Source organism: Streptomyces blattellae (genome assembly GCF_009709555.1).
In the GTDB taxonomy this organism is placed as follows: Bacteria; Actinomycetota; Actinomycetes; order Streptomycetales; family Streptomycetaceae; genus Streptomyces; species Streptomyces blattellae.
Genome location: NZ_WJBG01000127.1, coordinates 1 through 24,926, shown reverse-complemented (window position 1 = coordinate 24,926; position 24,926 = coordinate 1). Strand labels below are relative to the sequence as shown.

General features: G+C 71.6%; 20 protein-coding genes. 18 read left to right on the top strand and 2 right to left on the bottom strand.

The window, feature by feature from the left end:
- The 11 genes from GFH49_RS11600 to GFH49_RS11545 all read left to right on the top strand — a co-directional run bounded on the left by GFH49_RS11600 (window position 1) and on the right by GFH49_RS11545 (window position 11,765).
- Window positions 1-1,242 carry a glycosyltransferase gene (locus tag GFH49_RS11600; protein ID WP_155055759.1) on the top strand — a complete coding sequence of 414 codons (1,242 nt, stop codon included), beginning with the start codon at window positions 1-3 and terminating at the stop codon, window positions 1,240-1,242.
- Window positions 1,239-2,474 carry a class I SAM-dependent methyltransferase gene (locus GFH49_RS11595; RefSeq protein WP_155055758.1) on the top strand — a complete coding sequence of 412 codons (1,236 nt, stop codon included), beginning with the start codon at window positions 1,239-1,241 and terminating at the stop codon, window positions 2,472-2,474. The genes GFH49_RS11600 and GFH49_RS11595 overlap by 4 nt, the downstream gene beginning before the upstream one ends.
- The gene (locus tag GFH49_RS11590; protein ID WP_155055757.1) at window positions 2,471-3,265 is read left to right on the top strand and encodes a glycosyltransferase family protein; all 795 of its coding nucleotides are present in this window, start codon (window positions 2,471-2,473) and stop codon (window positions 3,263-3,265) included. Before GFH49_RS11595 ends, GFH49_RS11590 begins: the two co-directional genes overlap by 4 nt.
- Entirely contained in the window at window positions 3,262-3,909 is a 648-nt protein-coding gene (locus GFH49_RS11585; RefSeq protein ID WP_155055756.1) for a PIG-L deacetylase family protein, read from the top strand. The genes GFH49_RS11590 and GFH49_RS11585 overlap by 4 nt, the downstream gene beginning before the upstream one ends.
- 3 nt (window positions 3,910-3,912) lie before the next feature.
- Entirely contained in the window at window positions 3,913-4,938 is a 1,026-nt protein-coding gene (locus tag GFH49_RS11580; RefSeq protein WP_155055755.1) for an NAD-dependent epimerase/dehydratase family protein, read from the top strand.
- Entirely contained in the window at window positions 4,935-6,233 is a 1,299-nt protein-coding gene (locus GFH49_RS11575) for a DUF4910 domain-containing protein (protein WP_155055754.1), read from the top strand. Before GFH49_RS11580 ends, GFH49_RS11575 begins: the two co-directional genes overlap by 4 nt.
- Before the next feature lie 5 nt (window positions 6,234-6,238).
- Window positions 6,239-7,522, top strand: coding sequence for an MATE family efflux transporter (locus tag GFH49_RS11570; RefSeq protein WP_408055903.1), 1,284 nt, complete (start codon window positions 6,239-6,241; stop codon window positions 7,520-7,522).
- A gap of 209 nt (window positions 7,523-7,731) precedes the next feature.
- Window positions 7,732-8,679: a glycosyltransferase family 2 protein gene (locus GFH49_RS11560; protein ID WP_155055751.1), complete on the top strand. Its 948-nt coding sequence runs from the start codon at window positions 7,732-7,734 to the stop codon at window positions 8,677-8,679.
- Complete coding sequence (locus GFH49_RS11555) at window positions 8,676-9,884, top strand: polysaccharide pyruvyl transferase family protein (RefSeq protein ID WP_155055750.1); 1,209 nt, start codon at window positions 8,676-8,678, stop codon at window positions 9,882-9,884. Before GFH49_RS11560 ends, GFH49_RS11555 begins: the two co-directional genes overlap by 4 nt.
- Window positions 9,881-10,432 (top strand): dTDP-4-dehydrorhamnose 3,5-epimerase, encoded by a 552-nt coding sequence (rfbC, locus tag GFH49_RS11550; RefSeq protein WP_155055749.1) that lies wholly within the window; start codon window positions 9,881-9,883, stop codon window positions 10,430-10,432. Before GFH49_RS11555 ends, rfbC begins: the two co-directional genes overlap by 4 nt.
- A gap of 7 nt (window positions 10,433-10,439) precedes the next feature.
- Window positions 10,440-11,765 (top strand): glutamate-1-semialdehyde 2,1-aminomutase, encoded by a 1,326-nt coding sequence (locus GFH49_RS11545; RefSeq protein WP_155055748.1) that lies wholly within the window; start codon window positions 10,440-10,442, stop codon window positions 11,763-11,765.
- Window positions 11,766-11,772: 7 nt separating this feature from the next.
- Here the strand turns inward: GFH49_RS11545 and GFH49_RS11540 are convergent, their stop codons facing one another.
- A complete protein-coding gene (locus GFH49_RS11540; protein WP_155055747.1) occupies window positions 11,773-12,459 on the bottom strand; it encodes a phosphatase PAP2 family protein in 687 nt (228 codons plus the stop codon).
- Between the two features lie 233 nt (window positions 12,460-12,692).
- On the bottom strand, window positions 12,693-13,607 hold the full coding sequence (locus GFH49_RS11535; RefSeq protein WP_155055746.1) for a LysR family transcriptional regulator: 915 nt from the start codon (window positions 13,605-13,607) through the stop codon (window positions 12,693-12,695).
- Window positions 13,608-13,835: 228 nt separating this feature from the next.
- On the opposite strand from GFH49_RS11535, the gene GFH49_RS11530 reads away from it, so the two are divergent.
- From GFH49_RS11530 to GFH49_RS11495, 7 genes are all read left to right on the top strand, one after another.
- Window positions 13,836-15,077, top strand: coding sequence for an FAD-dependent oxidoreductase (locus GFH49_RS11530; RefSeq protein ID WP_155055745.1), 1,242 nt, complete (start codon window positions 13,836-13,838; stop codon window positions 15,075-15,077).
- A gap of 50 nt (window positions 15,078-15,127) precedes the next feature.
- Entirely contained in the window at window positions 15,128-15,907 is a 780-nt protein-coding gene (locus GFH49_RS40955) for an amidohydrolase family protein (RefSeq protein WP_328288273.1), read from the top strand.
- A 156-nt stretch (window positions 15,908-16,063) separates the two neighbouring features.
- Complete coding sequence (locus GFH49_RS11520) at window positions 16,064-18,190, top strand: bifunctional polysaccharide deacetylase/glycosyltransferase family 2 protein (protein WP_230396248.1); 2,127 nt, start codon at window positions 16,064-16,066, stop codon at window positions 18,188-18,190.
- 207 nt (window positions 18,191-18,397) lie between these two features.
- A complete protein-coding gene (locus GFH49_RS11515; RefSeq protein WP_230396247.1) occupies window positions 18,398-19,453 on the top strand; it encodes an LCP family protein in 1,056 nt (351 codons plus the stop codon).
- Window positions 19,454-19,611: 158 nt separating this feature from the next.
- A complete protein-coding gene (locus tag GFH49_RS11510; RefSeq protein WP_155055743.1) occupies window positions 19,612-21,927 on the top strand; it encodes an FdhF/YdeP family oxidoreductase in 2,316 nt (771 codons plus the stop codon).
- Window positions 21,928-22,197: 270 nt separating this feature from the next.
- Window positions 22,198-23,940 carry a BCCT family transporter gene (locus GFH49_RS11505; protein ID WP_155055742.1) on the top strand — a complete coding sequence of 581 codons (1,743 nt, stop codon included), beginning with the start codon at window positions 22,198-22,200 and terminating at the stop codon, window positions 23,938-23,940.
- Between the two features lie 223 nt (window positions 23,941-24,163).
- Window positions 24,164-24,926 (top strand): alcohol dehydrogenase catalytic domain-containing protein (locus GFH49_RS11495; RefSeq protein WP_155055740.1); only part of this gene is annotated, 763 nt, incomplete at its 3' end.

Genomic DNA, 24,926 nt, shown 5'->3' with positions numbered 1-24,926 from the left:
ATGCACGTCCTGGTGGTGCACAACCGCTACTCCTCGGCGCAGCCGAGCGGGGAGAACAGGGTCGTCGATGAGGAGGTGGGGCTGCTGCGTGCGGCCGGCCACCAGGTCGAGGTGTTCGAGCGGCGCAGCGACGACATCGCCTCCCGGTCCCTCCTGGGCAAGGTCGCGGTGCCGCTGCTTGTGCCGTGGAACCCGGCGGTCCGCGCGGAGTTCGCCGCCCGGCTCCGCACCGAGCGGCCGGACGTGGTGCATGTCCACAACGTCTTCCCGCTCCTGTCGCCCGCGGTGCTGGCCGCCTGCGCCGACGCCGACGTGCCCGCCGTGGCCACGTTGCACAACTACACCCAGATCTGCCCGCCGGGAACGCTGCGGCGGGACGGCCGGCTGTGCACCGAGTGCGTCGGCTCCGCGGCGCCGCTGCCCGCCGTCCGGCACGGCTGCTACCGCGGCTCCCGGCTGGCGACGGTGCCACTCGCGGTCAGCCTGTCGGTCAACCGGCGGCGGTGGTGGTCCGGCGTGGAGCGGTTCTTCTGCATCTCCGCGGCGCAGCGCGACATCCTGGTGCGGTCCGGCATGCCCTCCGAGCGGCTGGCGGTGAAGCACAACTTCGTACCCGATCCGGGCGTCCGCCGGACGGGCGCCGGCGAGCAGTTGCTCTTTCTCGGCCGGCTCGCGGAGGCCAAGGGCGTACGGCTGCTCATGGCCGTGTGGGACGAGATCGCCGCGGACGGCGGTGTGGGCGTGCCGCTCGTGCTCGCCGGCGCGGGGCCACTGGAGCGGGAGGTGACCGCCTGGGCGGCGGGCCGGGAGGACGTGCGGTACGTCGGCCTGCTCGACCCGGAGCAGTGCCGGCAGGCCGTCGCGCGGTCGGTCGCCGTGGTGGCCCCCTCGCTGGCCCTGGAGACGTTCGGGCTGGTGGTGGCGGAGTCGATGGCGGCGGGGGTCCCGGCCGTCGCATCCGGTCACGGCGCCTTCGTCGAACTCGTCGAGGACGGGGTGACCGGGCTGCTGCACCGGCCGGGTGAGCGCGACTCGCTCGCGGACTGCATACGCCGGATCACCGCCGATCCGGCCCTGGGCCGGGAGATGGGGCTGGCGGCCCGGCGCCGTTACGAACAGGACTTCAGCCCGGCCGTCGGGCTGAAGCGCCTGGTGGATGAGTACCGCACCGCGATCGCGGGTCGGTCAGCACTGGCTCGGGGTGGGGACACCCGCGCGAGCAGGGATGGGGGCAGTAGATGACACGATGCCGACTCTGCGGCTCGGCGGCGCTGGAGAGCGTCGTCGATCTCGGGGCGACCCCGCCGTGTGAGAGCTTTCTCGCGGCGGACCAACTGGACCAGCCGGAGCCGGCGTACCCGCTGCACCTGCGGGTGTGCACCGACTGCTGGCTCGCGCAGCTCCCGCCGCTGATCACGCCGGAGGAGACGTTCACGCAGTACGCGTACTTCTCCTCCTACTCGACCTCCTGGGTGCGGCACGCGCGGACGTTCGTCGCCGACGCCGTACAGCGCCTCGCTCTCGGCCCCGACGCGTTCGTGGTCGAGGTCGCGAGCAACGACGGGTACCTGCTGAGGCACGTGGTGGACCGCGGGATCCGCTGCCTCGGCATCGAGCCCTCGGTGAACGTCGGCGCCGCGGCCCGGGACGCGGGCGTGCCCACGCTCACCGAGTTCCTGGACCCGGCCACCGGCGCCGCCGTCCGCGCCGAACACGGCCCGGCGGACCTGGTCGTGGCCAACAACGTGTACGCGCACATCCCCGACGTGGTCGGTTTCACCCGGGGGCTGCGCGCCCTGGTCGCCGACGACGGCTGGGTCTCCGTCGAGGTGCAGCACCTGCTGACCCTGATCGAGGAGAACCAGTACGACACGGTCTACCACGAGCACTTCCAGTACTACACGGTCGCGTCCGCGACCCGAGCCCTCGCGAGCGGCGGACTCACGCTCGTGGACGTCGAGTTGCTGCCCACGCACGGCGGCTCCGTCCGGCTGTGGGCCCGGCCGGCCGAGGCGGCCGGCGAGCCGACTCAGCGGGTGACCGACGTACTGGACCGGGAGAAGGCCGCCGGGCTCCAGGAGCTGTCCGGGTACACCGAGTTCTCCGCCCGGGTGGCCAAGGTGCGCCGGGACCTGCTGCGGTTCCTCATCGAGGCGGCCGAGCGGGGCGAGACGGTCGTCGGCTACGGCGCCCCGGGCAAGGGCAACACCCTGCTCAACCACTGCGGCATCCGTCCCGACCTGCTCCCGTACACCGTCGACCGCAACCCCTACAAGCACGGCAGGTTCACCCCCGGCACCCGTATCCCGATCCTGCCGCCCGAGCGGATCGCCGCCGACCGGCCGGACTACGTCCTCGTCCTCCCGTGGAACCTGCGGGCCGAGCTGGTCGAGCAGCTGTCGTTCGTGCACGACTGGGGCGGCCGACTCGTCTTTCCCATCCCGGAACTGAGCATTGTCGAGGTCAAGCCATGAAGGTCGTTCTGTTCTGCGGCGGTTACGGGATGCGGATGCGGAGCGGTGCCGCGGACGACGTGCCCAAGCCGATGGCGATGGTCGGCCCCAGGCCGCTGATCTGGCACGTCATGCGCTACTACGCGCACTTCGGGCACACGGAGTTCATCCTGTGCCTGGGGTACGGGGCCCACCACATCAAGAACTTCTTCCTCACCTACGAGGAGACGACGTCCAACGACTTCGTACTGCGCGGCGGGCGGACCGAGCTGCTGTCCACGGACATAGCGGACTGGACGATCACGTTCGCGCAGACCGGCATCGAGTCACCGATCGGGGAGCGGCTGCGCCGGGTACGGCACCACCTCGACGGCGACGAGATGTTCCTCGCCAACTATGCCGACGTGCTCACCGACGCCCCGCTGCCGGAGATGATCGACCGGTTCGCCCGGCGCGACGCCGGTGCGTCGATGATGGTCGTCCCGCCGCAATCCTCTTTCCACTGCGTGGAGTTGGGGGAGGACGGCCTGGTGGGAGGCATCACCGCGGTGAGCGACCTGCCGCTGTGGGAGAACGGCGGCTACTTCGTGCTCCGCCAGGAGGTCTTCGACCACATTCCGGAGAACGGCGACCTGGTCGCCGACGGATGCGCCCAACTGGCCAAGCGCGGCCGGTTGGTGGCGCACCAGCACCGCGGCTTCTGGAAGCCGACCGACACCGTGAAGGAGCGGGCCGCGCTCGACGCCGCCTACACCCGGGGCGACCGCCCGTGGGCCGTGTGGGAACGGGACGGCGCGGGGGTGAGCGCGTGATCCGGATCGGCGCCGGCAGCCTGGACCGGATCGTCGCGGTGGGCGCGCACTGCGACGACATCGCCATCGGCGCGGGCGGCACGCTGCTGACGCTGTGCCGCGCGCGGCCGGGCATCCGGGTCGACGCGCTGGTGCTCTCCGGCGGCGGCAGCGAGCGCGAGCAGGAGGAGAAGGCCGCGCTCGCCGCCTTCTGCCCGGGCGCCGACCTGCGGCTGACCGTGCACAAGCTGCCCGACGGCCGCCTGCCCGCGCACTGGGAGGAGGCCAAGTCCGCCGTCGAGGAGCTGCGCACGCAGACCGACCCGGACCTGATCCTCGCCCCGCGCACCGATGACGCGCACCAGGACCACCGCGGCCTGGCGCAGCTCGTACCCACCGCGTTCCGCGACCACCTCGTCCTCGGCTACGAGATCGTCAAGTGGGACGGCGATCTCGGCCGTCCGGCCGCGTACCAGCCGCTCTCGCCGGAGACCGCCGAACAGAAGGTGCGGCTGCTGCAGGAGCACTACCCCTCGCAGCGGCACCGGCCCTGGTACGACCGCGAGGCCTTCCTCGGCCTCGCACGCATCCGCGGAATCGAATGCCACGAGCGCTACGCCGAGGCGTTCGCCGTCACCAAACTCACGCTCGACCTGGGGGATTGAACCTTGCGCGTACTACTGACCGGACACCAGGGCTACCTGGGCACCGTGATGGCCCCGGTCCTCAGGGCCGCCGGACACGAAGTCACCGGCCTCGACTCCGGCCTGTTCGCCGACTGCGTCCTCGGCCCGCCGCCCGCGGACCCCCAGGGACACCGGGTGGACCTGCGCGACGTCACGGCCGACCACGTGGCCGGGGCGGACGCCGTGATCCACCTGGCCGCCCTCTCCAACGACCCGCTGGGGTCGCTGGCGCCGGAACTCACCTACGACATCAACCACCACGCGTCCGTACGCCTGGCCCGGCTGGCCCGCGACGCCGGAGTGCGGCGCTTCCTGTACGCGTCGACCTGCTCGGTCTACGGCGCAGCCGGCGGTGACGACCTGGTGGGCGAGGACGCCCCGCTGCGGCCGGTGACGCCGTACGCGGAGTCCAAGGTGCGGGTGGAGGACGACCTGCACGCGCTGGCCGACGGCGACTTCACGCCGGTGTTCATGCGCAACGCCACCGCCTTCGGCTACTCGCCCCGGCTGCGCGCCGACATCGTGCTGAACAACCTGGTGGGCCACGCCCTCCTGTCCGGCGAGGTCCTGGTGCTCTCCGACGGCACCCCCTGGCGTCCGCTGGTGCACGCCGCCGACATCGCGCGGGCCTTCGCAGCCGCGCTGACCGCGCCGCGGGAAGCGGTGCACGACCGGGCGTTCAACATCGGCAGCGAGACCAACAACGTCACGGTCGCCGAGATCGCCGGTCAGGTCGCCGAGGCGGTATCCGGATCGAAGGTGGTGATCACCGGGGAGACCGGTGCCGATCCGCGGTCGTACCGGGTGGACTTCTCCCGGTTCCGCGCCGCGATACCCGGCTTCGACTGCGCGTGGACGGTGAAGCAGGGCGCGCTCGAACTCGCCGACGCCTACCGGAAGTTCGGGCTGACCCGGGAGGAGTTCGACCGGCGCTTCACGCGGCTCGCCGTGCTGCGCGCGGCGTCCGAGTCCGGCGCCGTCGACGGCACCCTGCGGTGGCGCCGATGACCGCGGTCGGCGAACAGCCGGTGGTCTCGCTCGGCGAGGAGATGTACGCGCTGGTCAAGCGGCTGTACCCGCTCTGCCGGAGCATCACCGGCGATGGCGTGCGCGCCACCCTGGACATCGTCGGCGAGTACATCCCGCTGCACGTGCACGAGGTGCCCACAGGGACCCAGGTGCTGGACTGGACGGTGCCGCAGGAGTGGAACATCCGGGACGCCTACATCGCCGATGCCACCGGCCACCGGGTCGTCGACTTCGCCGCGTCCAGCCTGCACGTGCTCGGCTACAGCGTGCCGGTGTCGGCGACCATGCCGCTGGCCGAGCTGCGCGCACACCTGCACACCCTGCCGGACCACCCCGACTGGGTGCCGTACCGCACGAGTTACTACCAGCCGACCTGGGGGTTCTGCCTGGCCCAGGCGACCCTGGACGCGATGCCGGACGGCGAGTACGAGGTGCGCATCGACTCCACCCTCGCGGACGGTCATCTCACCTACGCCGAGCACGTGGTCCCGGGACAGGTCCCCGACGAGGTGATCGTCTCCTGCCACGTCTGCCACCCGTCGCTGGCCAACGACAACCTGGCCGGCATCGCGGTGGCGACGTTCCTGGCCCGGGCGCTGGCCGAGCAAACCCCGTACTACACCTACCGGTTCCTGTTCGCGCCCGGCACCATCGGGGCGATCACCTGGCTGGCCCGCAACGCGGAGCGGGTGGCACGGGTCAGGCACGGCCTGGTGCTGGCCTGCGCCGGAGACCCGGGGCACCTGACGTACAAGCGGAGCAGGCGTGGCGACGCGGAGATCGACCAGGTGCTGCGGCACGTCCTGGCCGCCTCCGAACGCCCGCACCGCGTCACCGAGTTCACTCCGTACGGCTACGACGAGCGGCAGTTCTGCTCACCCGGGTTCAACCTCGGCGTGGGCTCGCTCACCCGGACCCCGTACGCGGGCTACCCCGAGTACCACACCTCGGCGGACGACCTGGACTTCGTCTCCCCGGAGGCGATGGCGGACACCCTCGCGGTCTGCCGGGAGGCGTTCGCCGTCCTCGACCGCAACCGGCGGTACCTGAACCTCAGCCCGTGCGGCGAACCGCAGTTGGGCCGGCGTGGGCTGTACGACGCGCTCGGTGGCCGCAGCGACACCAAGCAGGCCCAGATGGCCATGCTCTGGGTGCTCAACCTCTCCGACGGCGAGCACAGTCTGCTGGACGTCGCCGCGCGGTCCGGGCTGCCGTTCAGCGCCGTCGCCGCCGCGGCCGACGCCCTGCACGGCGCCGGGCTGATCAAGGCATGACGCCGATGACCACCGAGGAGGAGAAGACGAGGCCGAAGGCGGCGACCGCCCGGCGGGCCCTCGTCGGCCGGTTGTCCTGGGGGCTGGCCGACCAGGCGGCCTCCAGCATGACCAACTTCGCGGTGGGGATCTACGTGGCGCGCTCGCTCGGGGTGACCGCGTTCGGCGTGTTCAGCCTGGCCTGGGTGACCTACGGCGTGGTGCTCAACGTCTCCCGGGGCCTTGCCACCGATCCGCTCGTGGTGCGCTTCAGCGGGGTGCCGGAGGTGTCCTGGCGTGGGGCGGTGGCCCGGTCGTCGGGTACCGCGCTCACCGTCGGTGCGGCTCTCGGGGCGGCGTCCGTGGTGGCGTCCGTGGTGGCCGGGCTCGGTCTCGGCGGCCGGGTGGGGCCCGCGTTCGCCTGCCTCGGAGTCGTACTGCCGGGGCTGCTGCTGCAGGACGCGTGGCGGTTCGCCTTCTTCGCCGCCGGGGCCGGGCGGAAGGCGTTCGTCAACGACCTCGTGTGGGGCGTCGCGCTCGTCCCGGCCATGGTGGCGGCGGCCCGCGTGGGCAGCGTGGCCGCGTATCTGCTGGCCTGGGGCGGGTCCGCCGCGGTGGCCGCGGGATACGGCTGCTTCCAGTCCGGGATCCGGCCCCGGCTGACCGGAGTGCGCGAGTGGCTCCGCGCCCACCGCGACCTCGGCTCCCGCTACCTGGTCGAGAACGTCAGCAACAGCGGCGCGGGCCAGCTGCGGGCGTACGGGCTCGGCGCGATCGTCGGGATCGGCGCCGTGGGTGTGGTCCGGGGCGCCGAACTGCTGCTCGGCCCGTTCATGGCCGTACTGATGGGCCTTTCACTGGTCACCGTCGCGGAGGCGGCACGGGTGCTGCGGCGGGCCCCGCACCGCCTCGGCACCTTCTGCCTTCTGCTGGGCGGCGGTCAGGCCGCCGCCGCACTGCTGTGGGGCGGGGCGCTGCTGCTGGTGCCGGACCGCGCCGGCGAGTTCGTGCTCGGCGGTGTCTGGAGCGCCGCCGCGGAGCTCATCGTGCCGGTCACGCTCGGCGTCGCGGGCGCCGGTCTCGGCACCGGCGCCGCGGCCGGGCTGCGCGCGCTCGGCGCGGCCCGGAACAGCCTGCGCTCCCAGCTGTTCGCCTCCGCCTGCTACGTCGGCGGCGGGCTCGGCGGGGCGGCCGTCGGCGGCACCGTCGGCTCGGCCTGGGGCGTCGCCGCCGCGACCGTCTGCGGCTCGGCCGTGTGGTGGCTGCAGTTGCGGTCCGCCCTGCGCGAGCACCACCGAGGGGGTGTCTGATGGATCTCCGCGGCGTCGCGACGCCCGGCACGCTTCCCCACTGCCTTAAGGGCGTGGGAGGTGTCCCCACTCGCCGCACCGGCCGAAAGCCCAAGTACACCCAGTACGAGGGCTTCCGGCCGGCACGCCGAGAGCACGCACCGGACGCCGCTCTTTTCCCGCGGAGATCCATCAGACACCCCCAACACCATCCGCGAAGTGAGGACGCCATGACCCGCCACCCCCGGCTGAGCATCGGCCTGCCCGTGTACAACGGCGAGGAGTACCTGGCCGAGTCGCTCGACGCCCTGCTCGGCCAGACCTACGACGACTTCGAACTGGTCCTCTCCGACAACGCCTCGACCGATGCGACCGAGGACATCTGCCGCAGGTACGCGGCTCAGGACTCGCGTATCCGGTACATCCGGCTGCCCCGGAACATCGGCGCCGCGCCCAACCACAACCACGTGTTCACCCAGTGCCACGGCGAGCTGTTCAAGTGGGCCTCGCACGACGACCTGTACGCCCGGGACCTGCTGCGGCGCTGCGTGGAGGCGCTGGACGAGCGGCCCGACATCGTCCTCGCCCACGCCGACCAGGCGGTCATCGACGAGGACGGGAAGGTGAAGGTCCCGTACGCGTACACGCTCGCCACCGGCTCGCCGCACGCGCCGGAGCGGTTCCGCAGCATGCTGTTCGAGCCCGGCGGCGACGACTTCTACGGGGTGATGCGGGCCGATGTGCTGCGCCGGGTGAAGCCGCACGACAGCTACCACCACGCGGACCGCACGTTCGTCTCCGAGATCGGCCTGCACGGGCCCTTCCACCAGGTGCCGGAGCTGCTGTACTTCCGCCGCGACCACCCCACCCGCGCCGAGCGGGCGAACCCGTCCAAGCGCTCCCGGTGCGTCAACCTGGACCCGCGCCGGGCGGGCCCGCTGCACCCGACGCCCCGGCTGCTCGCCGAGTACGTCTGGGGTTTCGTCTCGGCGATCCGGCGGGCGCCGCTGTCCCCGGCCGAACGGCGCGCGTGCTACCGCCACCTGGCCGCATGGATGGCCAGCCGGGCCCGGCCGGGTGCCGGCGAGCGGGTGGAGGACCGCGCCCCGGTCGACCCGGCCAAGCTCACCGTCTCCGTCGACGCCCTCGTCGCGGGGCGTGAGGGGCGGGGGGCATGACGACCGCGCCACGCGTGGGGGTGTTCGGCCTGCTCGGCTCCGGCAACCTCGGCAACGACGGGTCGCTCGAAGCCGTGCTCGGGTACCTCCGCGCCGAGCATCCGGAGGCGGTCGTGGACGCGCTGTGCGGCGGGCCCGAGGTCGTCGCGGCCCGGTACGGCATCCCCGCGACGCGGCTGCACTGGAACCGCGCGGAGTACCGGACCGCGTCGCGTGCGGGCGCGATCGCGGCGAAGGGGCTGGGCAAACTCGTCGACGCCGTCCGCACCGCCGCCTGGGTGCGCCGGCACGATGTGGTGATCGTGCCGGGCATGGGCGTCCTGGAGGCCACGCTGCCGCTGCGGCCGTGGGGTTTCCCGTACTCGCTGTTCCTGCTGTGCGCGAGCGGCCGGCTGCTGCGCACCCGGGTCGCGCTGGTCGGCGTCGGCGCGGACGCGATCGGCGACCGGCCCACCCGGGCCCTGGTGCGCTGGTCGGCGCGGCTGGCCGCGTACCGGTCGTACCGGGACACCCTGTCCCGCGACGCGATGCGGGCGATGGGCGTGGACACCGCGCGCGACGAGGTCTACCCGGACCTTGCCTTCGCCCTGCCGGCGCCGCCGGCGAGCGCGTCTTCGGACTCGCCGGGCGCGGTCTGCGTCGGCGTCATGGACTTCCACGGCGGCAACGACGACCGCGCCCGGGCCGAGGAGATCCACCGGCGCTACCTCGACGGGACGGCCCGGTTCGTCCGCGCGCTGGCCGAGGACGGCAGGCCGGTCCGGCTGCTCACCGGCGACGCGTGCGACGCTCCGGTGGTCGCCGCGATCCTCGACGCGGTGGACTCGCCGCTGGTCACCGCCTCCGAGGCAGCCTCGCTGGCCGACCTGATGACGGAGACGGCGGCTGCCGACAGCGTGGTGGCGACCCGGTACCACAACCTGGTCTGCGCGCTGAAGGCCGGCACACCGACGCTTGCGCTCAGCTACGCCGCGAAGAGCGACGCGCTCATGGACCGGATGGGCCTTGGCACGTACTGCCACCCGGCCCGCGAGGTCGACACCGACCGGCTCCTCGAACAGTTCCGGGCGCTGGAGAAGCGATCGGCACAGCTGCGCCAGGCCCTCGCCGAGCGGAACCGGACAGCAGCCCGGCAACTCCAGCAGCAGTTCACGGCCTTGACCGCGGCCCTCTTCCCGGCGGCCGCCCATCGGGAGACTCCATGAAAGCGACCGAAGTCCCGGAAATCGCCGGTGCGTACCTGTTCGAGGCGACGCCGTACGCCGACGAGCGCGGCTTCTTCTGCCGCACCTTCGACGCCGACGTGATCCGCTCGGTGGGCCTCGACCCGAACGCCTTCGTCCAGGACAGCGTCTCCCGCTCGGTCCGGGGCGTGCTGCGCGGCCTGCACCTGCGCTCCGGCGCCGGCGAGGCCAAGCTGGTGCGGTGCTCGTACGGGAGGATCTACGACGTCGTCGTGGACCTGCGGCCGGACTCGCCGACGTACCTGGGCCGGGCCTCCTTCGAGCTGTCCGGCGACACGCAGGCGACCCTGTACATCCCGGCGGGCTGCGCGCACGGCTTCCAGGCGCTGACCGAAACCGCCGACACCTCCTACCGGATCGACCGCCCGCACGATCCCGCCGAGGACGTGACGATCGCCTTCGACGACCCGGAACTCGCCATACCGTGGCCGCTGCCGGTCACCTCGATGTCCCAGCGGGACCGGGAGGCGCCGAGCCTCGCCGAGGTCCTTAAGCAGAAAGAGAGTTGAGGCCGGCGTGGACACCGAAGAGCTCCGACTGCCCCGGTCGCGGACGGCGAACGAGCGGCTGCACGCCATGATCCCCGGCGGCGCGCACACCTACGCCAAGGGCGACGACCAGTACCCCGAGGACCTGGCCCCGGTCATCAGCCACGGACGCGGTGCCCATGTGTGGGACGTCGACGGCAACCGCTACGTCGAGTACGGCTCAGGCCTGCGGTCGGTCAGCCTCGGCCACGCCCACCCGCGCGTGACCGAGGCGGTGCGGCGGGAACTCGACCGCGGCAGCAACTTCGTGCGGCCGTCCATCGTGGAGGTCGAGGCCGCGGAACGGTTCCTGGCCACGGTGCCGACCGCCGACATGGTGAAGTTCGCGAAGAACGGCTCCGACGCCACCACCGCCGCGGTGCGCCTCGCCCGCGCCGCCACCGGCCGCCCGCGGGTGGCCCTCTGCGCCGACCACCCCTTCTTCTCCACCGACGACTGGTTCATCGGCACCACGCCGATGTCCGCGGGTATTCCGGCGGCGACCACCGACCTCACCGTGGCGTTCCCCTACGGTGACCTGGCCGCCACCGAGGACCTGCTCACCCGGTACCAGGGCGAAATCGCCTGTCTGATCCTCGAACCCGCCACCCACACCGAGCCGCCGCCCGGCTACCTCACCGGCCTGCGCGAGCTGGCCGACCGGCACGGCTGCGTCCTGGTCTTCGACGAGATGATCACCGGCTTCCGCTGGTCCGAGGCGGGCGCCCAGGGCCTGTACGGCGTCGTCCCCGACCTCTCCACGTTCGGCAAGGCGCTGGGCAACGGGTTCGCCGTCTCCGCGCTGGCCGGACGCCGCGAGCTGATGGAGCGGGGCGGGCTGCGCCACTGCGGCGACCGGGTGTTCCTGCTGTCCACCACGCACGGCGCGGAAACACACTCGCTGGCCGCCGCGATGGCCGTGCAGACCACGTACGCCGAGGAGGGCGTCACCGCGCGGCTGCACGCCCTCGGCGAGCGGCTGGCCGCCGGTGTCCGCGACGCCGCGGCCGGCATGGGCGTCGGCGACCACGTCGTCGTACGGGGCCGGGCCAGCAATCTGGTCTTCGCCACCCTCGACGAGAACCGGCAGCCGTCGCAGCGGTACCGCACCCTGTTCCTGCGCCGGCTCCTCGCGGGCGGGGTGCTGGCCCCGTCGTTCGTGGTGAGCAGCGCGCTCAGCGACGCCGACATCGACCACACCGTCGAGGCGGTGGCCCAGGCATGTGCGGTGTACCGGAAGGCACTGGACGCGGGTGACCCCACCCCCTGGCTGGGCGGGCGGCCGGTGAAGCCCGTGTTCCGGCGCCTGGCGTGACGTGACGTCAGCGGCGCTCCCGTGGACCGGCGTGGGCCGTCCGGTCGACGAGCCGGTCGGCCATCCGGTCGACCAGCCACGCGGTCGCCGGCACCACCGCCAGCGCGGTGCACCAGCCGCCGAGGACATCGGTCGGGTAGTGCGCGCTCAGGGCGACCTGCGCCCAGCCCATGGCGGCGCCGGACACCAGCGCCGCGGCGAGCACGAGTGACGTGCCGGCCGTCCTGCCGAGCCCGAGCGGGCCGGTCGCGAGCAGCGCCACCACCAGGGCGAGCGCGGTGAGGAAGGCGGTGTGCCCGCTCGGGTAGGACAGGTTGCCGGCACCGTGGATGGTGCGCTCCACCAGACGCTTGAGCAGCATCGTCGTCCCCACGGTCATGCCGGTACCGGCAACGACGAGCACCGCCGCGCGAGGACGCCGAAGCAGCAGGCAGCCGGCCGCGGTGGCTCCGACCAGCATCGCGGCTCCGGCGGGCTCCCCCAGGAAGTCCGTGGCCAGAGCGACCCGCCGCCATGGCGGCCGCACACTGTCCGCCGTCGGATCGACGATCCACCGGTCCACCCTGCCCGGCTCGCTGTGGCCCGCGTACAGCACCCCGATCACGGCGACCACCAGCGCGGCGAGCGAGGCGATCAGCCCGAGCCCCGAGCGCAGCGACGGGGGAAGCACTGCGGGCGCCGGCCGACCGGTCACACGCCCACCGCGTCCGGGCGGCCTGCGGCAGCGGCCTTCTCGTGCACGAACTCGTGCACGAACCGGGCCTGTCCAACTGCCAGATCCGCTCCTGCCAGGCGATCCAACCCGAGCCCCCCGTCGTCCTCGTCACCCTAACCAACAACCCGGTCGCGGAGAACCGCCGTCGGACAGTCACGCAGCGCCACAGCAACTCCGCGAGCAGACAGCGGAGTTCACGCAGGAAGAGCCGGCTACGACGGGAGTACTGACGGCTTCTCGTCCGGCGACGAGGCACCGACGAGGCAGCCGCTCACGACGCGGGCGACGCGGCGGACCACACTCCGGGTGTCGGACGGCCAGGCCAGCCAGGTGGTCAGGGCCAAGTCCGCTTCGGCCAGCCGCAGCCATGGCCAGTCCGGCAGGAGCCGGCGCGCGGAGTGCTCGATCAGCAGGACCGCTTCGGCCTTGGTCGCCTGGGCGCAGACCAGAGCGTGTTCCGAGAACTGCGCGAAGTGCCAGAGGGGCACCAGCCCCGCGTCGTGTGCGGCGACCACGAGCCGGTCGTGGAGGACCGGAACCTGCTGGCGCCCGTGGGCGAGGACCCGGAGGCCGTCCAAGTCGCTCAGCCGGCATACCGGCTTTTCGGCGAGGTGGTGTCCGGGCCGCACGGCGAGGCCGGTCGGCACGTCGAAGAGCCGCTCCGCGAGGAGGTTCCCGGACGGCCGTTCGCGCACGATCCCCAGGTCCAGGTGGCCCTCCCGGATCAGCTTCAACTGCTCGGCGCTGCTTGCTTCGGTGATGCTGATCGCGGTGTGCGGCAGACGTTCCTCCACCTCCGCGAGCACCCGCATGAGCTGGTCCGGAGGCACGCCCTGGGGGACCCCCAGGTTCACCATGTCGCGGGCCGTGTCCGGCGCGCGTGCCACGTCCTTCGTCGCGTCGGCGAGCCGGAGCAGCAGCAGCGCGTGCCGGTGCAGGGCCGTACCCGCTGCCGTCAGCGTCGTACCGCGCGTGGTGCGCTCGAAGAGCGGCGTGCCCATGTCGCGTTCCAGCTGGCGGATCTGTCTGCTCAACGACGGCTGAGTGAGGTGGAGCCGCTCTGCGGCACGCGCCATCGCGCCCTCCTCCGCGACGGCGACGAAGTACCTGAGATGACGCAGCTCCACGGGACCTCCCTTTCCGGTGCTCTGCCTGTCAGGCATAGCCCCTCTGAGGAAACGGCATTGGACGCGCCCCCGTCAACGCCGGTGTACTCAGTGCGTCAGCACACGCACAGCGCACTCGGCAATCCGAGGGGCTTTGCCTCGTGGGCAAGGCGGGCCGCGCGACGCAGCGTGCGCGGGACGCAGCCACACCACGCGGACGGTACGAGTGCGCCAGAAGGGAAGACAGCGTTGAACAGTCACTACGACGTCATCGTGGCCGGGGGCGGGTCAGCCGGTATCGCGGCCGCCATCGGCGCGCGACGGGCCGGTGCCCGCACCCTCCTGATCGAGCGCGGCCCGTGTCTGGGCGGGGCGGCCACCCTGCGCAGCGTCGTGACGTACTGCGGCCTCTACACCCCGCAGCGACGGCAGGTGGTCTTCGGGGTCGCCGAGGAGATGCTGGCCGGTCTGCGCGCCCTCGACGCCCTGAGCGAGCCGACCGACTTCAAGGCCGTCGCGGTCGTCTTCGACCCCGAGGCCGTCAAGCGCGTGGCCGACGAGCTGTGCGAGCAGGCCGGTGTGGAGGTGCTGCTGCACTCACACATCTGCGCCGCCACACGAGAGGACGGCCGGGTCACGACCGTGCGCGTGGCCGATCACTCCGGTTTCCACGAGTTCACGGCCGCGGCCTTCGTCGATGCCAGCGGCGAGGCCGACCTGGCCCACCAGGCAGGGGCCGAGGTGCGGTACGGCAACGACGGCTGGGTGCTCAACGGCACCCTCGGCGTACGGTTCGGAGGCATCCCGGCTGATGTGCCGGTGACGCGTGAGGCGCTGTCCGAGGCGGTCCGCGCGGCCAAGGCGTCGGGGGTGTCCGAACTCACCGGTCACACCGGGCTGATCGCACGGATGCCGGTGTCCGGGGACGTGATCACCTATCTCGCGGACGAGAGCTACGACGCCCGCAGCGCGGCCGACACCAGCCGCGCCGAACGCAGCGCACGACGGCAGGCGCAGGCGTATCTGCGCGTCGTGAGGTCCCTGCCCGGCTGCGGCGGCGCCTACATCGTCAGCACCGGCCCCGAGATGGGGACGCGGGAGTCCCGCCATCTCACCGGACGCGCGCAGCTGAGTGAGAAGGACGTCCTACGGCCCGCCCCGGTGGACGGCTGCGTGGCCGTCGGCGCCTGGCCGATCGAGTCCCACCCCGGGCCGGGGCTGCCGCTGGAGTGGAAGTACATCGCGGATCCGGGCTACTACGGGATCCCCCTGGACGTCCTGTGGAGCAGGAACACGTCCAACCTGTTCGGCGCCGGCCGCACCATCGACGGAGACCGCGGCGCCGGTGCCTCGCTGCGCGTCATGGGCACCGCCTTCGCCACCGGCCAGGCCGCCGGCGTCGCCGCCGCCTTCACCGCCGACGGGCACGACGTCACACCGGACGCCGTACGCCGTGAACTCGACCGCCAGGGCGCCCGCCTGCCGGACTGACCGGCCGCCTCCCACACCACCCGCACCCCGACCCGCACCCGGAGGCCGACTTGCTGAACAAGATCGCTCTCGAAGAGCACTTCGGTGCCACCGACCCCGACATCGTGGAACAGTCGGCGGCCCACTTCACGGCCGACGCCTGGCCGGCCCACCGCGACATGCTGCTCGACATCCATGACGACCGGCTGCGCATCATGGACGAATGCGGCATCGAGAAGGCCGTGCTCTCGCTGCTCTCGCCCGGTATCCAGTCCCTGCACGAACCCAAGCAGGCCGTCGACTGGGCACGCAGGCTCAACGACTACGCCGCGCGGCAGGTGTCCCGACGGCCGGACCGCTTCGCCTCCTTCGCCGCCCTGCCCCTCCAGGACCCGGACGCGGCGGTGGCCGAGCTACGGCGTGCCGTCGGTGAACTCGGCCTGGTCGGCGCCCTGGTCAACGGGTTCTCCCAGGTCGGCGACGCGGAGACCGTCGTCTATCTCGACGACTCGCGGTACGCCGGGTTCTGGGCCACCGTCGAGGAACTCGGCGTTCCCGTCTACCTGCACCCGCCGACTCCTTCTACGCGGCATTCGCCGTCCTGGCGATCGGCCCCCTGCTGGGCTGCGTCGCCCTGCTCGGCGTACGCGACGACCGGCCCGGGCATCGGGCTGGGCGGAAGACCTACCCCCGTGGTCGCACAGCCGCCGCCCCGACCACCTGAACGGTCCCGGCGCACCGCCTCGTGGGCGGACGGTCGGCGACGGCCCCCAGGGTTTCTGGAAGACCCTGGGGGAGGTGCTGACGGGACAGGCTCAGCGCCGCCGCTGTCCGCCCGGGCTTCCCTGTGAAGCTCGGTGTTATGCCCGCGTGATCGAAACCCCGTAACTAGACTCGCGCCCCATGCGTACCCCCAGCCTCGCCCAGCAGCGGAAGACGATCTCCTCGGCCGTGAGCAGAGGTGAAACCCCCCGCGGAGGTGACGGCCCCTGGGGAGGTGGGCTCCCGTGACGGCCGAGCCGAAGAGCCGCCAGAAAACCCGCCAGAAGACCCGCCAGAAGGCCCGTCACAAACAGAGCCGCGACCCCCGTGGCCACTGGCTGTTACTGGCCCTCACCCTCCCCGCCCTGTTCGCCGCCCTGCTCTTCCAGGGCTGGACCGAGCACGAGGTCGATGCCGCGAAGACGCGGTCGCCGTGCACCTCGCCCGTGCCGGATGCCGTGGCGGAGGGCGGGCCGGTGATCGGGATCAACCGCGACGGGATCCAGACGGCCGCGATGCCGCCCCGCACCGTGGCGCTCACCTTCGACGGCGGTCCCGACCCCGTCTGGACTCCGCGCCTGCTCGACCTGCTGCGCACGAACGGGGCCCGCGCCACCTTCTTCGTCAACGGCGCCCAGGCGGCCCGGTACCCCGAGCTGATCCGGCGGATCCGCGCCGAGGGGCACGAGATCGGCTCGAACACGTACACCGGTGCCGTGCTCGGCGAGTCCTCACCGCCCCGCTTCGACGCCGAACTCGACATGACCCAGGCCGCGTTGGCGGGCGCCACCGGCGTGCACACCAATCTGCTGCGGCTGCCGCGGACCACGACACCGGACACGCTGTGCGGCCGCGAGTGGCAGGCGGCCCGGCGTGCCACCGAGTACGGCTACGTGCTCGTCGCCGCCGACAAGGGGTCGCGGAAGCCGGCGCTGGGGACGGTCAGGCAGCTGAGCCAGACGGCCACCGCGTACCAGGAGGCGAAGAAGCTCCTCGGGAACCCGGACGTCGACCGGTTCACCACCGTGTCCGCGGGCCTCGATCTCGTCCCCTACACCTCCGCCTCCACCGTCGATCGATGGCAGGGGCAGGCGCTGATCTGGGCCACGGCCGCCGGCCGCGCCTTCTCCACGGCCATGATCTGGACCCTCGGCCTGGCCGGCGGCCTCGGTGTGCTGCGGCTGGTGCTGCTCGCCCTGTTCGCCCGGGCTCATGTGCGCCGGCTGGAGCGGTTCAGGCCGGGGGCGCCGTGGATGCGGGAGGTCACCGGGCCGGTGACGGTGCTCGTGCCCGCGTACAACGAAGAGGCCGGCATCGAGTCCACCGTCCTTTCACTGCTCGACTCCACCCATCAGCAACTCCAGATCATCGTGATCGACGACGGGTCGACCGACCGTACGGCCGAGATCGCCGGGGGCATCGCGGATCCGCGCGTGGAGGTGATCCGCAAGCGCAACGAGGGCAAGGCCGCCGCGCTCAACACCGGGCTGGCGCAGGCGCGGTACGACATCGTGGTGATGGTCGACGCCGACACCGTCTTCGAGCCCGATGCCGTCCAGCGGCTCGTCCAGCCGCTCGCGCACGCCGCCGTCGGCGCCGTCAGCGGCAACACCAAGGTCGGCAACCGGCGCGGGCTGCTGGCCAGGTGGCAGCACCTGGAGTACGTCTTCGGCTTCAACCTCGACCGGCGCATGTTCGAGGTCCTGGAGTGCATGACGACCGTGCCCGGTGCCATCGGTGCCTTCCGCCGGGGAGCGGTGCTGGGTGTCGGCGGGCTCAGCGACGACACCCTCGCCGAGGACACCGACCTCACGATGGCCCTGTGGCGGGCGGGCTGGCGGGTGCTGTACGAGGAGTCGGCCGTCGCCTGGACCGAAGTGCCCACGTCGGTACGCCAGTTGTGGCAGCAGCGCTACCGCTGGTGCTACGGCACGATCCAGGCGATGTGGAAGCACCGCGCTGCCTTCTTCAGCAGAGGCACGGCCGGGCGCTTCGGCCGGCGCGGACTGCCGTACATCGCGCTCTTCCAGGTCGCCCTGCCGCTCCTCGCGCCCGTCATCGACGTCTACGCGCTGTACGGTGTGCTCTTCCGCGACCCGCTGGAGTCGGCCCTGGTGTGGTTCGCCTTCCTCGGTGTGCAGCTCGCCACGTCCGGCTACGCCCTGCGACTCGACAGCGAGCGGCTGCGGACGCTGTGGACGATGCCGCTGCAGATCATCGTCTACCGGCAGCTGATGTACCTGGTCGTCATCCAGTCCCTGGTCGCCCTGCTGCTCGGCAGCCGGCTGAAGTGGCACCGAGTCAAGCGATCCGGCTCGGCCGCTGAACAGATCGGTGGTCCCGTTCCGTACAAGAGGCTGCGGATGCGTTGACCCTTCGAGCTGAACCAGCGGGACGGGTGGATGAACGACTGGACCGACCACCCAGGAGACCATCGGGCGGCAGAACTCCGGACGGGAGGCCACTGGACTGGAGACAACTGGACCAGAGACCACCGGACGGGGGAGGCGGTGCCGGGCGCCGCACCGACGTCCCCGGCGGTGCCCCCGCCCTCGACCCGCACGGCCCCCCTGCCCGGTATGCCCTCGCCCGCCACCCCCGGCCGCTACGACCAGGGTGTCTACGACCACCGCGGCCAGACCCACGGGCGCCGCCGCCCCCGGCGCCGCCGCGTCGTGCGGACGGCGGCCATCCTGTCGGCCGCGCTGCTGCTCTCCGGCGCCGGCACGTACGTCTGGGCCGCCACCCGCCTCAACCAGGAGGTCGACCTCGGCGCGCTCACCGGCCGCGCGCCCCGCGGCGAGGGCACCAACTACCTGGTGGTGGGCTCCGACAGCCGCGAGGGCCTGTCCCTGCGGGAGCAGCGGGACCTGAACACCGGCTCGACCGAGGGCCGCCGCACCGACTCGATGATCCTGCTGCACACCGGGGCCGGCGGCACCACGATGCTGAGCCTGCCGCGGGACTCGTGGGTGACCCTCCCGCCCTACGTCGACCCGGACACCGGCAGGCGCTATGCCGCGGCACCCGACAAGCTCAACGCGGCGTTCTCGCTCGGCGGCCCCGAGCTGCTCGTCCGTACCGTGGAACGCAACACCGGGGTGCGCATCGACCACTACGCGGAGATCGGCTTCGCCGGCTTCGTCAGCGTCGTCGACGCGGTCGGTGGCGTCGACATGTGCCTGGCGCGGGCCGTGCAGGACAAGGACTCGGGCGCCGACCTGCCCAGAGGCTGCCAGACCCTCGACGGCGCCGAGGCACTGGCTTTCGTACGGCAGCGCAAGCAGGAGGCCGCAGGCGACCTGGGGCGCACCCGCAACCAGCAGAAGTTCCTGGCCGCGCTCGCGGAGAAGGCGGTCACGCCGTCCACCCTCCTCGACCCGACCAAGTCGCTTCCCATGGCCGCCGCGGGCCTCGACACGCTGATCGTGGACAAGGGCACGGACCTGCCCGACCTCCTGTCGCTGTTCGAGGCGATGCAGGAGGCCGCGTCGGGGCAGGGCAACCAGCTGAACGTGCCCGTCTCCAACCCCGATCTCCGCACGTCCAAGGGCAGCGCGGTGAAATGGGACGAGCGGCGGGCGCGGGCCCTGTTCACGGCGCTGCGGAACGATCAGGCGATACCCGCGAGGTAGTCGCGTCTCCTCGGAGCCATCGCCGGCCTTGACAGCGGGTCGGCAGTGGGGCTTTCTTAGGCTGTTGCGTATCTCACCCATCGTTGTGCGATGTGCAACCCTCTCTGATCTGCAACGGCATGGCTCTGATGCCCCGACACCGCGGAGCAGCGCTACAGATGACTCACAAGCCACCTGCTGAGGACCCCGGGGACGCCCGTCTGCGGGTCGGCCCGCCGAAGGAGTACGCCGCCGGCCTCCCCGCGGTCACCTCCTCGCTGCGCCATGCCGGCGAACAGATGGGGGTCCGCCGCAGCCTGCTCACCCTGCTCCGGGTGAACCAGAAGGAGGGCTTCGACTGCCCCGGCTGCGCCTGGCCCGAGCCGGAGCACCGGCACCGGGCGGAGTTCTGCGAGAACGGGGCCAAGGCCGTGGCCGAGGAGGCCACCGTCCGCCGGGTCACCCCCGACTTCTTCGCCGAGCACACGCTGGAGGATCTGCTTCCGCGCAGCGACTACTGGCTCGGCCAGCAGGGACGCCTCACCCACCCCGTGTACCGTCCGGCGGGCAGCGACCGCTACCAGCCGATTTCCTGGGACGACGCGTTCGCCGTCATCGCCCGCGAACTCTCCGCGCTGGACCACCCGGATCAGGCCGCCTTCTACACCTCCGGGCGGGCGAGCAACGAGGTCGCGTTCCTCTATCAGCTGTTCGTGCGCATGCTCGGCACCAACAACCTGCCGGACTGCTCCAACATGTGCCACGAGTCGAGCGGTTCGGCCCTGACGCAGACCATCGGCATCGGCAAGGGCAGCGTAAGCCTGGACGACCTCTACGAAGCCGATCTCATCTTCGTGGTCGGCCAGAACCCCGGCACCAACCACCCCCGCATGCTCTCCGCCCTGGAACAGGCCAAGCGGCGGGGCGCTCGCGTCATCGCGGTCAATCCGCTGCCCGAGGCGGGGCTGCTCCGGTTCAAGAACCCCCAGCGGCCGTCCGGCGTCATCGGCGGCGGCACGCGGTTGGCGGACCAGTTCCTGCAGATCAGGCTGGGCGGAGACCAGGCGTTGTTCCAGGCCTTCAACCGCATGCTGCTGGAGGCGGAGGACGAAGCTCCCGGCACCTGTCTGGACACGTCCTTCATCGATCAGCACACACATGGCTTCCAGGAGTTCGCCGAGCACGCCCGCAAGGCCCCGTGGGACGAGATCCTCCAGGCCACCGGGCTGCCGGAGGAAGAGATCCGGGCCGCGTTCCGCCAGGTGCTGGCCGCCGAGAAGATCGTCGTGTGCTGGGCGATGGGCCTCACCCAGCACAAGCACTCCGTGCCCACCATCAGGGACGTCGTCAACTTCCTTCTGCTGCGCGGCAACATCGGCCGCCCGGGCGCCGGCCTCTGTCCGGTGCGCGGCCATTCGAACGTGCAGGGCGACCGGACGATGGGCATCTACGAGAAGCCGCAAGACGCGTTCCTGGACGCGCTCGGTGCCGAGTTCGCGTTCACGCCCCCGCGGCGCCACGGTCACGACGCGGTCGAGAGCATCCGTGCCATGCGCGACGGCGACGTACGGGTCTTCGTGGCGCTGGGCGGCAACTTCGTCGGCGCGGCCCCCGACACCGAGCTGACCGAGCAGGCGTTGCGCAACTGCCGCCTCACCGTCCAGATCTCGACCAAGCTCAATCGCTCGCATGTCATCGCGGGGGAACAGGCACTCATCCTCCCGTGTCTCGGCCGCACCGAGGCCGACCTGCGGCCGGCCGGGCCCCAGCTGGTCACGGTGGAGGACTCCATGGGCATGGTGCACCTCTCGCGGGGGCGGCTCGCCCCCGCGTCGGAGCACCTGCTGAGCGAGGTCGAGATCGTCTGCCGGATGGCCCGGGCCACACTGGCGACAGCAGGCTCGCACGTGCCCTGGGAGGACTTCGAGTCGGATTACGACAGCATCCGTGACCGCATCGCACGCGTGATCCCCGGCTTCGAGGACTTCAACGCCCGGGTACGACGGCCGGGCGGCTTCGCGCTGCCTCACCCGCCACGCGACGAGCGACGCTTCACCACCTCCACCGGTCTGGCCAACTTCACCGTCAACCCGCTGGAGCGGCCCCATGTCCCGCCGGGCCGGCTGCTGCTGCAGACGCTCCGCTCCCACGACCAGTACAACACCACCATCTACGGCCTGGACGACCGCTACCGAGGCATCCACCAGGGCCGCCGGGTCCTCTTCCTGAACCCCGACGACCTCACCGACCGAGGCCTGGCCGAAGGGGACCTCGTCGACATCGTCAGCGAGTTCGAGGACGGCGTGGAGCGCAGGGCGCCGGTCTTCCGGGTCGTGCCGTACCCGACGCCTCGCGGGTGCTGCGCCGCCTATTTCCCCGAGACCAATGTGCTCGTACCGCTGGACTCCACCGCGGACGTCAGCAACACCCCCACGTCGAAGTCCATCGTGGTCCGGCTGGAACCGGCCTCCGGCGAGGCGTATCCCCTCGCGTGACCGACGCGCACCACGGCGTACGGCCTTGCTTCCCGGGGCCGAGGTACGCCATGTTCTGATCTGGGAGTCCGGCCCCGAGCGGGGTCTATTGCGGTTGGGCAATGCTTCTCGACTTGCCCCTTGACAGGTTTTCTGAGGCGGCAGATTGTTGTTGCCCATAACGAATCCCCGTGCATTATTCGCAACGAGGTCTGGGTCTGAGCCGCCCCACCTCCCCTTCCTACACCGAATTTCCACCCGATCCGGTGTGTCCGTGGAAAGGACGAGTTGATGAGCAAAACCCAAGAAATGGATGGGAGCCGAAGCCATCCCGGCGAGGCAAAGCTGCCGGGGGGCCCGGCGGAATCCGCCGGTCCCCGGACCGACCTTGTCGTCTTCGGCATCTCCGCGGCCATCACCCTCGCCTTCATCGTGTGGGGAGTCACGGCGACCGACAATCTGGAGAGCGTGTCCGCGGACCTGCTGGACGGAACCATCAGCAACGGCGGATGGGCGTTCGTCCTCGCGGCCTCGGGTTTCGTCGTCTTCGCCCTCTGGCTGGCGATGAGCCGTTACGGGCGGATCACCCTGGGCAAAGAGGGCGAGCAGCCCGAGTTCCGCACGATCTCGTGGATCGCCATGATGTTCAGCGCGGGCATGGGCATCGGCCTGATGTTCTGGGGCGTGAGCGAACCGCTGGCACACTTCACCACGCCACCGCCGGGCACCGACCCGGCCGACAGCAACCAGGCCATGGAGACCGCCATGGCCACCACCCTCTTCCACTGGACGCTCCACCCGTGGGCGATGTACGCGGTCGTGGGCCTGGCCATCGCCTACAGCACCTTCCGGCGCGGACGCCGGCAGCTGATCAGTGCCGTGTTCACCCCGCTGATCGGAGAGAAACGGGTGAACGGCTGGGGCGGCCGGGTCATCGACATCCTCGCCATCATCGCCACTCTCTTCGGCTCTGCGGCATCCTTGGGGCTCGGCGCCCTGCAGATCGGCAGCGGCTTCACCGAGCTGGACTGGCTGGATTCCGTCGGCACCGGCCTGCTGGTCGCCGTGATCGCGGTGCTGACCGTGGCGTTCGTCGCCTCGGCGGTGTCCGGGATCGCCAAGGGCATCCAGTGGCTGTCCAACATCAACATGGTGCTGGCGGTGAGCCTGGCGGTCTTCGTGTTCCTCGTCGGGCCGACCATCTTCGTCCTCGACCTGATGCCCACCTCCATCGGCGCCTTCGCCGGCGACCTGGCCCAGATGGCCGGGCGTACCGAGGCGTCGAGCGGTGAGGGAGTCGGCGACTGGCTGTCCGGCTGGACGGTCTTCTACTGGGCGTGGTGGATCTCCTGGACGCCGTTCGTCGGCATGTTCATCGCGCGCATCAGCCGCGGCCGGACCATCCGGCAGTTCGTCGGCGGTGTCATTCTCGTGCCCAGCACCGTCAGCCTCGTCTGGTTCGCGATCTTCGGCGGCTCGGCGATGCACCTGCAGGACGACGGCAAGCTCAGCGACGCCGCGACAACCGAGGGCCAGCTCTTCAACGTGCTTGAGCAGTACCCGATCGCCACGGTGACGAGCATTGTGGTGATGATCCTCGTCGGGATCTTCTTCGTCTCCGGCGCCGACGCCGCCTCGATCGTGATGGGGACGCTCTCGCAGCGCGGATCCCTGGAGCCGTCCCGGGGCGTCGTGGTCTTCTGGGGCGTGCTGACCGGAGCGGTCGCCGCGATCATGCTGATCATCGGCGACGGCGGGGGCGACGCGCTCACCGGACTGCAGAATCTCACCATTATCGCGGCGGCCCCCTTCGCCGTGGTGATGGTCGGGCTCTGTGTGGCCCTCACCCGCGACCTGCGGCACGACCCGCTCATCATCCGGGGGCAGCAGTGTGAGGAGGTCGTCGAAACGGCTGTCATCGCCGGCCAGGAGAAGTACGACGGCGACTTCGAGCTGCGCATCGGCCCCGCCACGCCCACCGACGACGCGGAGTCCACGGAGTCCACGGAGTCCGCATCGGCTCCCGCACACTGAGATCGGAGTCACCCGCGCCCGGCGGGGTCGTGGAACCGGTACGTCCGGCCACGGCCCCGCCGGGCGTTCGCGGTGTTCCGGCACACGGCTCCCCAACTGCGGGAACCCTCGTCGAGCTGCTTGACCGGCGGTCTGCGCTCCACGATGCTGTGTTGCGACACATGAGATGCGTGCCGTAATGAGCAACATCTGATTTCGAGTCCCGACCATCCGAGGAGTGGCCATGACGCACCAGGTCCGTGCTGTCGTCGCGCGGGGCAAGGGCGCCCCCGTCAGCCTGGAGACGATCGTCGTGCCCGACCCGGGTCCGGGTGAGGCGCTGGTGAAGATCGAGGCCTGCGGGGTCTGCCACACCGATCTGCACTATCGCGAGGGCGGCATCAACGACGACTTCCCGTTCCTGCTCGGCCACGAGGCCGCGGGCGTAGTGGAGTCGGTGGGGGAGGGGGTCACCGACGTCGCCCCCGGAGACTTCGTCATCCTCAACTGGCGTGCGGTGTGCGGGCAGTGCCGGGCCTGTCTGCGCGGCCGTCCCTGGTACTGCTTCAACACCCACAACGCCAAGCAGAAGATGACCCTGCTCGACGGCACCGAGCTGTCGCCGGCGCTGGGCATCGGTGCGTTCGCGGAGAAGACGCTGGTCGCGGCGGGGCAGTGCACCAAGGTCGACCGGGCCGCGTCGCCGGCCGCCGCCGGGTTGCTGGGGTGCGGGGTGATGGCGGGCATCGGCGCGGCCATCAACACCGGCAGCGTCGGACGCGGTGACACGGTCGCCGTCATCGGCTGCGGCGGTGTCGGAGCCGCGGCGATCGCCGGGTCCAGCCTGGCGGGCGCGGCGAAGGTCATCGCGGTGGACATCGACGACCGCAAGCTGGAGACCGCCAAGAAGCTGGGCGCGACCCACACCGTCAACTCCAAGGAGGCCGACGCGGTCGAGGCGATCCGCGAGCTGACCGGCGGCTTCGGCGCCGACGTGGTCATCGAGG

Bases quoted from the DNA above. Each gene is read 5' to 3' on its own strand.
- rfbC (WP_155055749.1), top strand. From the start codon at position 9,881: ATGAAAGCGACCGAAGTCCCGGAAATCGCCGGTGCGTACCTGTTCGAG.
- GFH49_RS11575 (WP_155055754.1), top strand. From the start codon at position 4,935: ATGACCGCGGTCGGCGAACAGCCGGTGGTCTCGCTCGGCGAGGAGATG.
- GFH49_RS11560 (WP_155055751.1), top strand. From the start codon at position 7,732: ATGACCCGCCACCCCCGGCTGAGCATCGGCCTGCCCGTGTACAACGGC.
- GFH49_RS11510 (WP_155055743.1), top strand. From the start codon at position 19,612: ATGACTCACAAGCCACCTGCTGAGGACCCCGGGGACGCCCGTCTGCGG.
- GFH49_RS11505 (WP_155055742.1), top strand. From the start codon at position 22,198: ATGAGCAAAACCCAAGAAATGGATGGGAGCCGAAGCCATCCCGGCGAG.
- GFH49_RS11590 (WP_155055757.1), top strand. From the start codon at position 2,471: ATGAAGGTCGTTCTGTTCTGCGGCGGTTACGGGATGCGGATGCGGAGC.
- GFH49_RS11600 (WP_155055759.1), top strand. From the start codon at position 1: ATGCACGTCCTGGTGGTGCACAACCGCTACTCCTCGGCGCAGCCGAGC.
- GFH49_RS11570 (WP_408055903.1), top strand. From the start codon at position 6,239: ATGACCACCGAGGAGGAGAAGACGAGGCCGAAGGCGGCGACCGCCCGG.
- GFH49_RS11515 (WP_230396247.1), top strand. From the start codon at position 18,398: ATGCCCTCGCCCGCCACCCCCGGCCGCTACGACCAGGGTGTCTACGAC.
- GFH49_RS11555 (WP_155055750.1), top strand. From the start codon at position 8,676: ATGACGACCGCGCCACGCGTGGGGGTGTTCGGCCTGCTCGGCTCCGGC.
- GFH49_RS11595 (WP_155055758.1), top strand. From the start codon at position 1,239: ATGACACGATGCCGACTCTGCGGCTCGGCGGCGCTGGAGAGCGTCGTC.